This window comes from Pseudomonas schmalbachii (assembly GCF_017589465.1).
In the GTDB taxonomy this organism is placed as follows: domain Bacteria; phylum Pseudomonadota; class Gammaproteobacteria; order Pseudomonadales; family Pseudomonadaceae; genus Pseudomonas; species Pseudomonas schmalbachii.
In genome coordinates this window covers 241,206-253,752 of the sequence record NZ_JAELYA010000005.1, presented here as the reverse complement: position 1 = coordinate 253,752, position 12,547 = coordinate 241,206, and the positions used below count along the sequence as shown (strand labels likewise).

The window sequence follows — 12,547 nt, the reverse complement described above, 5'->3', positions numbered from 1 at the left end:
CGCTCCTCAAGATTGCATTCAGCGGCTTTCCAGGCTCGCGGCTCGCGCGTACGGCAGGGCACTGTCAGCCGCGCCACCCTGGGACTGCTGGGCGTGCTGGCGGAGATAACCCGGAAGACGCTGCTCATGCCAGCTTTGGCCGGCCGGGGCATTGGTGATGACCTGCGGCGCACCCTCGGTTTCATCGTAGCTGGCCAGTACCGCCGGCCCCTGTACCTGAGGTACGGTCACCTGCGGAGTGGCGCCTTGCTGAGCGAGGCCGGACGCAACGCCATCATCCTGATGGTATAGACGAACACCCGCCAGTACGGCCAGCGTCACCGATGCGGCGACCGCCAGGCGACCGATGTTCTTCCAGGGAGTGCTCTTCTGCACGACCGGCGCCGATTCGCTGGCCAGCGCTGCGGAAACCGACGCAGCGATATCCATCTTCGGCAGGACCGTTTCGCGATGCATGGCCGACCGGGCCAGCTGGTAGCGGGACCAGGTGGCACGCAATTCGACGTCCTCGCCGCAGGCAGCGAGCACGCGTCGCAGCTCGAGCTCATCCGCCTCATTGTCCATGACGGCGGATAGCGACTCCTGCAGGGCTTCACGACTCATAGCGGTACCTCTCTTGGCTCTTGCCGCTGTATCAACTTTCATCATGCAACAAAGGCTGCAAAGCCTTGTCGATTGCTTCCCGCGCACGGAATATCCGTGAGCGAACCGTACCCACCGGGCATTGCATCACGGTGGCAATATCCTCGTAACTCAAGCCTTCGAACTCGCGCAGGGTCAGGGCCGTGCGCAGATCCTCGGGCAACTGCTGGATGGTTCGATGGACTGTTTCCTCGATCTCATCCCGCAACATGGCTCTCTCCGGCGACTCGATGTCCTTCAGGGCATGATCCCCTTCGAAGAACTCCGCATCCTCGGCGGTCACATCACTGTCCGGCGGCCGTCGCCCGCGAGCGACCAGATGGTTCTTCGCGGTATTGATGGCAATTCGATACAACCACGTATAGAAAGCACTGTCGCCGCGGAAGTTGCCCAAGGCGCGATACGCCTTGATGAACGCTTCCTGCGCGACATCCTGGGCCTCCTGGGCGTCATGCACGAAACGCACGATCAACCCCAGAATCTTGTGCTGATATTTCAACACCAGCAGATCGAAGGCCCGCTTGTCTCCGCGTTGCACCCGTTCAACCAGTTGTTGATCCTGTTCCTGGGTCAGCATGAAAGCTCCTCAACGAACCCGGAAGAGCTTCGAGCACCCTGGTGAATCGTCCTGCCAAGATAGACTCGGACCTTTTGCAAAAGTTCTCCCCTCCAAGCTATGCCGCACAGTTTTTTTTCAATCGCGGCGACGGATCAGTAGATCAGTCCGCAACCCGCCAAATTCAACCGTATCAGGCAAAATGCCCGACCACTTCCGTACACTATTCTGGCACGCACGGAAACGACGTCAGGCATCCATGATTGGAACCAGAGCGACTAAAAAAGTTCCGGTAATTCCAGCATGCGTGGAACGGAAGACGGCACAAGGCCAGCGCGGGACCGCGCTATTGTGCCGACCGCCCGTTCTATATACTAGGGCGCCATTTTCTGGAATCCGGGCATGAGCCAGCACTTTCAACACGATGTTCTTGTGATCGGCAGCGGGGCCGCGGGCCTCAGCCTCGCCCTGACGCTGCCGGCGCACCTGCGCATCGCCGTGCTGAGCAAGGGCGAACTGTCCCAGGGTTCCACTTTCTGGGCACAGGGCGGCGTTGCCGCCGTACTGGACGACAGCGACACCGTCGAATCGCACGTGCAGGACACCCTCGATGCCGGCGGCGGCCTTTGCCGCGAAGACGCCGTGCGCTTCACCGTCGAGCATAGCCGCGAGGCCATCGAATGGCTGATCGAACAGGGCGTGCCCTTCACCCATGACCACGAGCCGAGCGAAGACGGCGGTTTCGAGTTCCACCTGACCCGCGAGGGCGGCCACAGCCACCGGCGCATCATCCATGCCGCCGACGCGACCGGCGCCGCGATCTTCAACACCCTGCTGGAAAAGGCCCGCCAGTGCCCGAACATCGAACTGCTGTCGCAGAAGGTGGCGGTCGACCTGATCACCGAACGCAAGCTCGGCATCAAGGGCAAGCGCTGCCTGGGCGCCTATGTCCTGGATCGTGACAGCGGCGAGGTGGACACCTTCTCCGCCCGCTTCACCGTTCTTGCCTGTGGCGGCGCCAGCAAGGTCTACCTCTATACCAGCAACCCGGACGGCAATTCCGGCGACGGCATCGCCATGGCCTGGCGCGCCGGCTGCCGGGTCGGCAACCTGGAGTTCAACCAGTTCCACCCGACCTGCCTGTACCACCCGCAGGCCAAGAGCTTCCTGATGACCGAAGCGCTGCGCGGCGAAGGCGCCCTGCTGCGCCTGCCGAACGGCGAGCGCTTCATGCCGCGCTTCGACGAGCGCGCCGAACTGGCGCCACGCGATATCGTCGCGCGCGCCATCGACCATGAAATGAAGCGGCTGGGCATCGACTGCGTCTACCTGGACATCAGCCACAAGCCGGCGGACTTCATCAAGGCGCACTTCCCCACTGTTTATGAGCGCTGCCTGGACTTCGGCATCGACATCACCCGCGAGCCGATCCCCGTGGTGCCGGCGGCGCACTACACCTGCGGCGGCGTGGTGGTCGACCAGCACGGGCACACCGACGTCCCCAACCTCTACGCCATCGGCGAGACCACCTTCACCGGCCTGCACGGCGCCAACCGCCTGGCCAGCAACTCGCTGCTGGAATGCTTCGTCTATGCCCGCTCGGCGGCCGCCGACATTCTCGAAAAACTGCCGAACACCCCCCTGTCCAGCTCACTGCCGAGCTGGGACGCCAGCCAGGTGACCGACTCGGACGAGGACGTGATCATCGCGCACAACTGGGACGAACTGCGGCGATTCATGTGGGACTACGTAGGCATCGTGCGCACCAACAAGCGCCTGCAACGGGCCCTGCACCGCGTGCGCCTGCTGCTCAGCGAGATCGACGAGTTCTACAGCAACTACAAGGTCAGCCGCGACCTGATCGAATTGCGCAACTTGGCGCTGGTCGCCGAACTGATCATCCGCTCCGCCATGCAGCGCCACGAGAGCCGCGGCCTGCACTACACGCTGGACTACCCGAACCAGTTGCCGGAAGCCAAGGACACTATCCTGGCTCCGCCCATCTATCGCGACTGAAGCGCAGCCGTACACGCAGGCGCCGGTGGATTTCCGGCGCCAGGCTGTCGGCGGGCAGACAGAATCCCTCGCTGAACAGGCACCCCGGCCGGCGAAAACGCAGCACGATCAACTGCGGCAACGCCAGGCTGTCCGGGCGCAATTGCACCCGCTGCCATCCCGCCCGCTCATTCCATAGCTGCCAGCCGTCCGCCGCGTGGCGCAAGGCACCATAAGACACAGGCGAGCGCAGCAATATGCGGCGCGGCAGCACCCATAGCGCATGCAGGGAACAGAGCAGCAGGCCCAGGACCTGCCAGACAGCGGGAATGGCGGCCAGCAGCAGGGAGAACACCGCCAGCGCCAGGACGCTCAAGTAGGCCGCCAGCAGGTGCCGGGAGGCACGCCAGCGGCATTCGAAGGGCTCAATGCGGCTGGACACGATCCAGGATCATGCGGACGATGCGGCGCAGATCGGCATCTTCCGGCTCGCCGCGCTGCATGAACCAGCCGAACATGTCCTGGTCTTCGCATTCCAGCAGCTTGCGGAAGCGCGCCTGGTCTTCGGCATCGAGGTGCGGATAGGCCTCTTGCACGAACGGCACCAGCAGCACGTCCAGCTCCAGCATGCCGCGACGGCTGTGCCAGAAGAGTCGTTTCAGTTCGGTTTCATCGGTCATCTGCGGGATCCTCGGAGTCACATCGGTTTCCGCGAACGCCGGGCATCCACGAAACGCGCGCCATTATACGCATGCCCCCGCCTCCCGACACCCGCTGACAAGCATCGGCCCGGACTCTATGATGGAGCCCTTCCTTTATTCTTCCAGCGATACGCAATGGCCGACTCCGCGTTCTTCACCACTCTGAACCACGAAGGTCTCCTCGCCGTACGCGGCGTAGACGCCGGCAAATTCCTTCAGGGACAACTGACCTGCAACCTGAACTACCTGAACGACACCACCGCCAGCCTTGGCGGCCGCTGCAACGTCAAGGGCCGACTGCTCTCCAGCTTCCGCATCGTCAGCCAGGGCGACGGCTACCTGCTGGCCATGGCTGCCGAACTGCTCGAAGCGCAGTTGGCCGACCTGAAGAAGTACGCCGTGTTCTCCAAGGCCACCCTGGGCGACGAAAGCGCCGCATGGGTGCGCTTCGGCCTGAGCCAGGGCGATGACCTGCTCGGCTCGCTCGACCTGACGCTGCCGCCAGCCGCGGAAAGCGTGGCGCGTGCCGGCGACCTGCTGGCCATCCGCCTGGGCGACGGCCGCGCCGAGTTGTGGGCGCCGGCCGGACAGGCTGCCGGGCTGAGCGAGCGACTGGCCGCCGCACTCCCCGAAGGCAGCCTCAACGACTGGCTGCTGGCGCAGATCCGCGCAGGCGTCGGCCAGGTGTTCGGCTCGACCCGCGAGCAGTTCATCCCGCAGATGATCAACCTGCAGGCAGTCGGCGGCGTCAGCTTCAAGAAGGGCTGCTACACCGGCCAGGAAATCGTCGCACGCATGCAGTACCTGGGACGCCTGAAGCGCCGCCTGTACCGCCTGGCACTGGACGGCGGCGAACTCCCCGCCCCCGGCGACGAGCTGTTCTCGCCGGTGCATGGCAGCAGCGTGGGCGAGGTCGTCCTCGCTGCCCGCGCGGAAACGGGGATCGAGCTGCTCGCCGTGCTGCAGGATGACGCGGCCGCCGACAACCGCGTCCGCCTCGGCGAAGCGGACAGCCGCCCGCTGCAACGGCTGGACCTGCCCTACACCCTCGACAGCGACCGCGAAATCCAGCGCTGACGACACCAGGCGCCAAGCACCGGCTCGGCGCCCGACAAGGATCGAACATGAGCAAGCTTGCCGAAAAAGTACAAGAAGAACTGCTGCGCGCCATCGACAACGACGAACTGGTGCTGCCCACCCTGCCCGAAGTGGCGCTGCGGGTGCGCGAGGCGGCGGAAGACCCGGATATCAGCATCCAGGCGCTGAGCCGCGTGATCGGCAACGACGCTGCGCTCGCCGCGCGGCTCATCAAGGTGGTGAACAGCCCGCTGCTGCGCGCCAACAAGGAAATCACCGACCTGCAGACCGCGGTCAGCCGCCTGGGCATCAACTACACCAGCAACCTGGCGACCGGCCTGGCGATGGAGCAGATGTTCCAGGCGACCTCCGACGTGGTCGATCGCAAGATGCGCGAAGTGTGGAACAAAAGCACCGAAATCGCCGGTATCTGCCATGCATTGTGCCGCCACTACACGCGCCTGATGCCGGACCAGGCGACCCTGGCCGGCCTGGTGCACCAGATCGGCGTGCTGCCGATCCTCACTTTCGCCGAAGAGAACAGCGAACTGCTGGCCGACTCCATCAGCCTCAACCATGTGATCGAGCGCATTCATCCGCTGATCGGCGAGCGCATCCTCAGGACCTGGGACTTCCCGACGCCGCTCGCGGTGGTTCCCGGCCAGCACCTGGACTTCAGCCGCGACTCGTCCCGGGTCGACTACGTGGACATCGTCCAGGTCGCCACCCTGCAGAGCCATCTGGGCAGCCCGCACCCATTGGCCGCCATGGACTGGTCCAACATCCCGTCCTTCGCCAAGCTGGGCCTCGATCCCAAGGCCGACCTGAAGGCGGACGAAGACCTTTCCGCATCCATGGAAGCGGCGATGCAGATGCTGCGCTAGAGGTAACGCCAGTCTTGCCGGACGCGCCGGGCGGTTTGCCGGAGCGTCCCGGCTACCAGCCGAGGGTTTCCTTGAGGAAGGGAATCGTCAGCTTGCGCTGAGCCTGCAGCGAAGCCTTGTCCAGCTCGTCCAGCAGATCGAAGAGGAAGGTCATGCTGCGCGCGCCGCGGGTAAGGATGAAGCGCCCGACCTCGTCGGTCAGGTGCAGGCCGCGGCGCGAAGCGCGCAATTGCAGCGCACGCAGCTTTTCCTCGTCGGTCAGCGCATGCAGCTGGAAGATCAGCGACAGGGTCAGGCGGGACTTCAGGTCCGGCAGTTTCACCGGCAGTTCGCGGGGCGCCACCGAGGCCGACAGCAGGATCTTCCGCCCGGAGTCGCGCAGGCGGTTGAACAGGTGGAACAGCGCCTCTTCCCACTTCCGGTTGCCGGCCAGCGCTTCCAGATCGTCCAGGCAGACCAGTTCGCATTGTTCGAGATCGTCGAACAGCTCCGGACCGTACTGCACCAGATCCGCCATCGGCAGGTACACCGACGGCTCGCCGAACTGCTGCAGACGCAGGCAGGCTGCCTGCAGCAGGTGACTGCGGCCGACGCCCTCGGCGCCCCAGAGATAGATCAGACTCTCCGTCCAGCCGGCCTCGGGTTCGCACAAACGCTCGACATAGCCCAGCGCCGCGGCATTGGCACCGGGGTAGTAGTTGGCGAACGTCGCGTCATCGCGCAAACGTACGCTGAGAGGAAGCTGCATAGGTATCATGCCAAGCCGGGCGTTTCGTCGAGTTCGCTTTCAGGAACCATCCAGAACTGAAAGTTTATAGAAATCATGCATATGGCGCAGCAGAATCGTGCGTCTGGAATGATCGAAAGCGCTCTGGAGCGGGCTCGCACGCCAAAAAGGCCGCCGCCCGCCCGCCTACAGGCACCGCATCACGGCCAGCGATAGCGCAGTACGCTGCTGCTCGGCACCGCCGGATTGGGTGCCGGTTGCGCATTGGGATCGGCTGCGGGCTGGGGCTCTTCGGCCGGCATTTCCTGCAGGTGCGCCAGTTCCAGTTGCGCACGCAGCTGGTCGGGGCTGGCGCTCAGGCGATATTCGAGGCTGTTGCCCTGCACCTGCACCAGCCTGGCACCCAGCGGTTCGAGCAGGCGCTGCAGCTCGGCGTAACGCGCCAGATTGGCGCCGTCCACCTGCAGGGTCATGGCCGTCGCCGCACCCGGTGCCGCCACGAAGCGCGAGGCCAGCCGGCCGCTGACCGCCTGCATCACCGAATCGGCCAGGGCATTGGCGTCGTCGCCCTGCGCCTGGCCCTGCTCGCTGCTGTCGCCCATCCACAGGCGCCACTGCGCCTGCCATTTCCCGGCATCGTCCTGCTTGGCATCCACCGCGAGGATCGCATCGGCGCCGTAACGCTCCGAGGCGCCACGCAGCGCGTCGGGCGCGGCCAGGCTTTCCGGAGTCAATGCCTGCTCGCCGAGATCGGCCAGTGGCAGGCGCAGCGGCACACCACGGCGTTGCGCGGCACGATTGAGCGGCGTGGCGGATTCCTGATTGTCGCCCACCAGGCTGTTGCCGGCGCTGCTCTGGTTCAACCACCAGGCCAGCACGGTCGGCCGGCTGGCGCCCCACACGGGCAGACCTGCACGGCGCAGGGCGGCATTGGTCGCGTTCGGATCGAAATCCACCACCAGCGCCATCGGCGGGCCGTCCTCGAAGCCGTACTGGCTGATCAGTTGCTGCGGGTCCTGGAAGTAGCTGGCCAGCGCCGGATGCTGCAGCGCCTTCTGATCGCCGGTCAGGCGCAGCACCAGGGTCTGCAGGGCGCGGGTCAGGCCGGCGTTGCGCTCATCCGGCTGCTGCGAGGCGACCGGCTCGTGGACCTGGTAAAGGTTCGCCACCGATTCGGCGAACGACGGCAGGCTGAGCAACGACAGGCACAGGACCAACAGACGGGCGATATGTCGCATGAGGGGTTCTCGACTGGCGAAACGGAAACGGCTCCATGGAGCCGCCAACAAGGCCTATACCTTAAACAGCCGTCCAGCCAGCGGCAACAGCGCGAGATGGCCGCTGGCGGGCAAGCCTGATAAAATCTCGCGCCTTCCGCTACCGGCTGCAGCCTGCGACGGCACGTCGCTCCGCGCATGGCCGGCCGTTACACGAATCATCCCCTATAGGCCTGGATTTATGAGCAGCAAGCAACCCTCGTTGAGCTACAAGGACGCTGGTGTGGACATCGACGCCGGCGAAGCCCTGGTCGAACGCATCAAAGGCGTCGCCAAGCGCACCGCACGTCCCGAAGTGATGGGCGGCCTGGGTGGCTTCGGCGCCCTCTGCGAAATCCCGGCCGGCTACAAGCAGCCGGTGCTGGTATCCGGCACCGACGGCGTCGGCACCAAGCTGCGCCTGGCGCTGAACCTGAACAAGCACGACAGCATCGGCCAGGATCTGGTCGCCATGTGCGTCAACGACCTGGTCGTCTGCGGCGCCGAGCCGCTGTTCTTCCTCGACTACTACGCCACCGGCAAGCTCAACGTCGACGTGGCCGCCACCGTGGTCACCGGTATCGGCGCCGGCTGCGAACTGGCTGGTTGCTCCCTGGTCGGTGGCGAGACCGCCGAGATGCCGGGCATGTACGAAGGCGAAGACTACGACCTGGCCGGCTTCTGCGTCGGCGTGGTGGAGAAGTCCGAGATCATCGACGGCTCCAGGGTCCAGGCCGGCGACGCCCTGCTCGCCCTGCCTTCCTCCGGCCCGCACTCCAACGGCTACTCGCTGATCCGCAAGATCATCGAAGTATCCGGTGCCGACATCGAGAACACCCAGCTCGACGGCAAGCCGCTGGCCGATCTGCTGATGGCGCCGACCCGCATCTACGTCAAGCCGCTGCTGCAGCTGATCGAGAAGACCGGCGCGGTCAAGGCCATGGCCCACATCACCGGCGGCGGTCTGCTCGACAACATCCCGCGCGTCCTGCCGGACAACGCCCAGGCGGTGATCGATGTCGCCAGCTGGAAGCGCCCGGCGGTCTTCGACTGGCTGCAGGAAAAAGGCAACGTCGACGAGACCGAGATGCACCGCGTGCTCAACTGCGGTGTCGGCATGGTCATCTGCGTCGCCCAGGATCAGGTCGATGCCGCACTGAACGCCCTGCGTGAGGCCGGCGAGCAGCCGTGGGTCATCGGCCGCATCGACAGCTGCGCCGCCGACGCCGAGCGCGTGGTCCTGAACAACCTGAAAGCGCACTGATGACCCATCCTTGCAATGTAGTGGTGCTGATCTCCGGTTCCGGCAGCAACCTGCAAGCCCTGATCGACAGCCTCGCCGGCGCTGAAACGCCGGCCACCATCCGCGCGGTGATCTCCAACCGCGCGGATGCCTATGGCCTGGAGCGGGCACGCAACGCCGGCATCGAGACGCGCTTCCTCGATCACAAGGCGTACGCCGACCGCGAAAGCTTCGATGCCGCGCTGATCCAGGCCATCGACGGCTTCGACGCCGACCTGGTGCTGCTGGCCGGCTTCATGCGCATCCTCACGCCAGGCTTCGTCCGCCACTACCAGGGGCGTCTGCTGAACATCCACCCGTCCCTGTTGCCGAAGTACAAGGGCCTGCACACCCACCAGCGCGCGCTGGAAGCCGGCGACGCCGAACATGGCTGCAGCGTGCACTTCGTCACCGAGGAACTCGATGGCGGCCCTCTGGTCGTACAGGCAGCGATACCGGTAGAGCCGAACGACACCCCGGACACACTGGCCGAGCGCGTTCACGTCCAGGAACATCGGATCTACCCTCTGGCCATGCGCTGGTTCGCCGACGGACGGTTGCGCCTTGGCGAGCAGGGCGCCATGCTGGACGGGGAGGCACTTCCCGCCTCCGGATATTCGATTCGTACCTCAGGAGATAAGTGATGCGTAAAGCCCTGCTGTTCCTGTTGGCCGCTCTGACCCTGCCGGTGCAAGCCTTCGAGCTGAAGCCGTTCGAGGCCAGCTATACCGCCGACTGGAAGCAGATGCCAATCAGCGGCAGCGCCTCCCGCAGCCTGAAACAAGGCGACGGCGGACGCTGGGAGCTCGACTTCAAGGCATCCATGATGCTCGCCAGTCTGAGCGAGAGCAGTACCTTCAAGGTCGAGAACGACACCTACCTGCCACTGAGCTACCACTGGGCGCGCGAGGGTCTGGGCAAGAACAGGCAGACCGAACTGGACTTCGACTGGAGCCAGAAGCAGGTACTCGGCAGCGACCGCGGCGACCAGGTGCGCCAGCCGCTGAACCGCGGCCAGTTGGACAAGTCCACCTACCAGATCGTCCTGCAGCATGACGTGGCGACTGGCAAGAAGAGCATGAGCTACCAGGTGATCGAAGGTACCGATGTCGATACCTACGACTTCCGCGTACTCGGCGAAGAGAAGGTGCGCACCCAGGCCGGCCTGATCACCGCGATCAAGGTCGAGCGTGTGCGCGACCCGACCAAGAGCAATCGCAAGACCGTGCTCTGGTTCGCCAAGGACTGGGATTACCTGCTGGTCCGCCTGTATCAGCAGGAAACCGACGGCAAGGAATACCAGATCATGCTCAAGGACGGCACCGTAGGCGGCAAGACCGTCAGCGGAGCGAAGGATTCCTGAGCGGTAAACCGAGAATGAAGAAGCCGGGATATTTCCCGGCTTTTTCATTCGTGCCCGTAGGTTGGCGCTGAGCGTAGCGAAGCCCAACATCTGTCGGGCGTGGCACCGTTGGGCTTCGCGGGCTCAGCCCAACCTACATCTGCTCAGCACCAACCTACGCGTACGTCTGTCACGCCGCCTGGTGTTCGCGGCAGATCAGCTCCGCCTCGGGCCGGCTCAACGGTTCGCCGGTCAGCCCGCAGAACCGCCCCTCCTCCCGCTGCTGATGGAAGCGGCAACTACCGCACAGGCCGAATCCCGGCACATCCTGCTGACGCTGGATGGTCACCAGCAACGCGCCGAGCAGTTCCTCCAGCTGCGCTCCCCGCTCTCCCAGCGCCTCGGCCGCCTGCAGCAGAAAAGCCGGCGGGACCAGCGCATCGATCAACGCCCGTCCTTCGCCGGTCAGCTCCAGATGCACGCTGCGGCGGTCGCTCGGGTCCGGTTTCTTCTCGATCAGGCCCTTGGCTTCCAGCGCCTTCAGCGACTGCGACACGGTGCCCTTGGTCAGGCCGAGGAACTCCGTCACCCCCAGCGGCGTGTTCGAGTAGCGATTGCAGCGCGCCAGATAGTTCAGCGCGCTGATCTGGATCGGCTGCAGGTCGGCGGTCAGCGGCTGCTCGCGTGCCCACACGCGCATCAGGCTGGCCAGCCGTTCCAGATAATCGTAAAGGGTCGTTCCGCTCATTCCTGATCCTCCCGATAGATAGTATCGATTAAAAACCAGTTTGACAGAAGCCCCACCCACTCTTACGCTGAAAAAGTATCGAATCGATACCTAATACACGAGGAGAACATCATGAGCCAAGCCATCTATTACCACGCCGGCTGCCCTGTCTGCGTCGAGGCCGAGCGCGCCCTGCTGCCGCTGCTGGATACCGGCAAGACCCGGGTGGAAGTGGTCCATCTCGGCGAACAGGCGCCACGCATCGCCGAGGCCGAGAAGGCCGGCGTGAAATCGGTACCGGCGCTGGTCATCGACGGCCAGGTCCTGCACCTGAACTTCGGCGCCGCCATCGCCGACCTGAAGTAAGGAGCCCGGTCATGCAGGTGAAGGTCTATGACACCCACGTGCGCACCCGCGATGGCCGCTACCTGCACTTCGACGTGCTGGTGCGCGGCGACGACGGCAGCCGGGCCCCGGCCTACGCGATGGACTGGCTGGAAGCGCAGGGCATCCAGGCGCAGGACGTGCAGCAGAGCCGCTGCGACTTCTGCCACAGCGAGTCCGCCTCGCCGCCGGTGGAAGAGGCATTCCGCGCGCAGGGATACGCCATCATCCCGTTGCAGGGCTGCTGAGCGATGGAGGGGACGGCGGAGGAATATCTGGAAGTACGAGTGGCAGGCGCCAGCCGGGAGTTCCGGCTGGCTCGCCTGCATGCGTTGACGGCGGGCGCGCGTTTCGGGCGCGTCGGGCGTTACCCGCGACTCACCACATGAGGTCGTCGGGGACGACGTAATCCTTGTAGGGATCGTCCTCGTCGGGCTCGCCGCTCGGCACGTTGAGCAGTACCACGCGCCGCTCGTCACGCTCCTGGATCCGCAGCGCGGCATCGCGCGGCACGATCTCGTAGCGGCCGTCGTAGCTGACGATCGCCAGGCTGCCACGGCTGAGCTTGTCGCGGATCATGTCGTTGACCGGGACGCGCTTGACCTTCTTCGCATCGACGAAGTTGTAGTAATCGTCGGTCTCCAGCCTCGGCAGGCGGGTACCCTCGATCAATTGCTTGATCTGCGCAGCCTTGGCCTTCTTCTCGGCCTTTTCCTGCTGCTGGCGGTTCAGTTCCTGGTCGCGCGCCAGCTTCTCTGCCTGCGCCTGCAAGGCGGCCTGGCGCTGACTGTCGTCCTTCTCGACCTGGCCCTTGTGCTCAAGACGTTGCTGCTTCTGTTTCTGCTTGCTGGCCTGCTTGGCCTGCTTCTCGTTGACCAGGCCGGCTTTCAGCAACTGATCGCGCAATGACATGCTCATTCGGTAACGACTCTCTGACAGCCCCGCATAAGACGGGCGATTTTCGCACAAGCTCT

16 protein-coding genes are annotated in these 12,547 nt (G+C 64.7%); 8 read left to right on the top strand and 8 right to left on the bottom strand.

Annotation, left to right across the window (positions count from 1 at the left end; translation table 11 throughout):
• Positions 1–18 precede the first annotated feature (18 nt).
• Together JFY56_RS14760 and rpoE are read right to left on the bottom strand one after the other, a co-directional pair.
• Positions 19–603 carry a sigma-E factor negative regulatory protein gene (locus JFY56_RS14760; RefSeq protein WP_208314590.1) on the bottom strand — a complete coding sequence of 195 codons (585 nt, stop codon included), beginning with the start codon at positions 601–603 and terminating at the stop codon, positions 19–21.
• Positions 604–634: 31 nt separating this feature from the next.
• Positions 635–1,219, bottom strand: a complete 585-nt coding sequence (gene rpoE, locus JFY56_RS14755; RefSeq protein WP_208314589.1) for an RNA polymerase sigma factor RpoE — start codon at positions 1,217–1,219, stop codon at positions 635–637.
• A gap of 381 nt (positions 1,220–1,600) precedes the next feature.
• On the opposite strand from rpoE, the gene nadB reads away from it, so the two are divergent.
• Positions 1,601–3,214: an L-aspartate oxidase gene (gene nadB / locus JFY56_RS14750; RefSeq protein ID WP_208314588.1), complete on the top strand. Its 1,614-nt coding sequence runs from the start codon at positions 1,601–1,603 to the stop codon at positions 3,212–3,214.
• Here nadB and JFY56_RS14745 read toward each other — a convergent pair.
• Together JFY56_RS14745 and JFY56_RS14740 are read right to left on the bottom strand one after the other, a co-directional pair.
• Entirely contained in the window at positions 3,183–3,635 is a 453-nt protein-coding gene (locus JFY56_RS14745) for a protein YgfX (RefSeq protein ID WP_208314587.1), read from the bottom strand. The genes nadB and JFY56_RS14745 overlap by 32 nt on opposite strands.
• On the bottom strand, positions 3,619–3,873 hold the full coding sequence (locus JFY56_RS14740; protein ID WP_208314586.1) for an FAD assembly factor SdhE: 255 nt from the start codon (positions 3,871–3,873) through the stop codon (positions 3,619–3,621). Before JFY56_RS14740 ends, JFY56_RS14745 begins: the two co-directional genes overlap by 17 nt.
• A gap of 156 nt (positions 3,874–4,029) precedes the next feature.
• Here JFY56_RS14740 and ygfZ point away from each other — a divergent pair, with 156 nt between their 5' ends.
• Together ygfZ and JFY56_RS14730 are read left to right on the top strand one after the other, a co-directional pair.
• Positions 4,030–4,971: a CAF17-like 4Fe-4S cluster assembly/insertion protein YgfZ gene (gene ygfZ, locus JFY56_RS14735; RefSeq protein WP_208314585.1), complete on the top strand. Its 942-nt coding sequence runs from the start codon at positions 4,030–4,032 to the stop codon at positions 4,969–4,971.
• Positions 4,972–5,018: 47 nt separating this feature from the next.
• A complete protein-coding gene (locus JFY56_RS14730; RefSeq protein ID WP_208314584.1) occupies positions 5,019–5,855 on the top strand; it encodes an HDOD domain-containing protein in 837 nt (278 codons plus the stop codon).
• 52 nt (positions 5,856–5,907) lie between these two features.
• On the opposite strand, the gene hda is transcribed toward JFY56_RS14730, so the two are convergent.
• Positions 5,908–6,612 (bottom strand): DnaA regulatory inactivator Hda, encoded by a 705-nt coding sequence (gene hda / locus JFY56_RS14725; RefSeq protein ID WP_208314583.1) that lies wholly within the window; start codon positions 6,610–6,612, stop codon positions 5,908–5,910.
• Positions 6,613–6,782: 170 nt separating this feature from the next.
• The gene (locus JFY56_RS14720; RefSeq protein ID WP_208314582.1) at positions 6,783–7,820 is read right to left on the bottom strand and encodes a DUF2066 domain-containing protein; all 1,038 of its coding nucleotides are present in this window, start codon (positions 7,818–7,820) and stop codon (positions 6,783–6,785) included.
• 220 nt (positions 7,821–8,040) lie between these two features.
• On the opposite strand from JFY56_RS14720, the gene purM reads away from it, so the two are divergent.
• From purM to JFY56_RS14705, 3 genes are read left to right on the top strand one after another with little or no spacing between them, the layout of a single operon-like run.
• The gene (gene purM, locus JFY56_RS14715; protein ID WP_208314581.1) at positions 8,041–9,102 is read left to right on the top strand and encodes a phosphoribosylformylglycinamidine cyclo-ligase; all 1,062 of its coding nucleotides are present in this window, start codon (positions 8,041–8,043) and stop codon (positions 9,100–9,102) included.
• On the top strand, positions 9,102–9,764 hold the full coding sequence (purN, locus tag JFY56_RS14710) for a phosphoribosylglycinamide formyltransferase (RefSeq protein WP_208314580.1): 663 nt from the start codon (positions 9,102–9,104) through the stop codon (positions 9,762–9,764). The genes purM and purN overlap by 1 nt, the downstream gene beginning before the upstream one ends.
• Positions 9,764–10,483, top strand: a complete 720-nt coding sequence (locus JFY56_RS14705) for a DUF3108 domain-containing protein (RefSeq protein WP_208314579.1) — start codon at positions 9,764–9,766, stop codon at positions 10,481–10,483. Before purN ends, JFY56_RS14705 begins: the two co-directional genes overlap by 1 nt.
• 169 nt (positions 10,484–10,652) lie before the next feature.
• Here the strand turns inward: JFY56_RS14705 and JFY56_RS14700 are convergent, their stop codons facing one another.
• Positions 10,653–11,210, bottom strand: a complete 558-nt coding sequence (locus JFY56_RS14700; protein WP_208314578.1) for a MarR family winged helix-turn-helix transcriptional regulator — start codon at positions 11,208–11,210, stop codon at positions 10,653–10,655.
• A 111-nt stretch (positions 11,211–11,321) separates the two neighbouring features.
• On the opposite strand from JFY56_RS14700, the gene JFY56_RS14695 reads away from it, so the two are divergent.
• Positions 11,322–11,555: a glutaredoxin family protein gene (locus tag JFY56_RS14695; RefSeq protein WP_208314577.1), complete on the top strand. Its 234-nt coding sequence runs from the start codon at positions 11,322–11,324 to the stop codon at positions 11,553–11,555.
• Positions 11,556–11,566: 11 nt separating this feature from the next.
• The gene (locus tag JFY56_RS14690) at positions 11,567–11,821 is read left to right on the top strand and encodes a DUF2024 family protein (RefSeq protein WP_208314576.1); all 255 of its coding nucleotides are present in this window, start codon (positions 11,567–11,569) and stop codon (positions 11,819–11,821) included.
• 130 nt (positions 11,822–11,951) lie between these two features.
• On the opposite strand, the gene JFY56_RS14685 is transcribed toward JFY56_RS14690, so the two are convergent.
• On the bottom strand, positions 11,952–12,491 hold the full coding sequence (locus JFY56_RS14685; RefSeq protein WP_208314575.1) for a DUF2058 domain-containing protein: 540 nt from the start codon (positions 12,489–12,491) through the stop codon (positions 11,952–11,954).
• Positions 12,492–12,547: the final 56 nt, after the last annotated feature.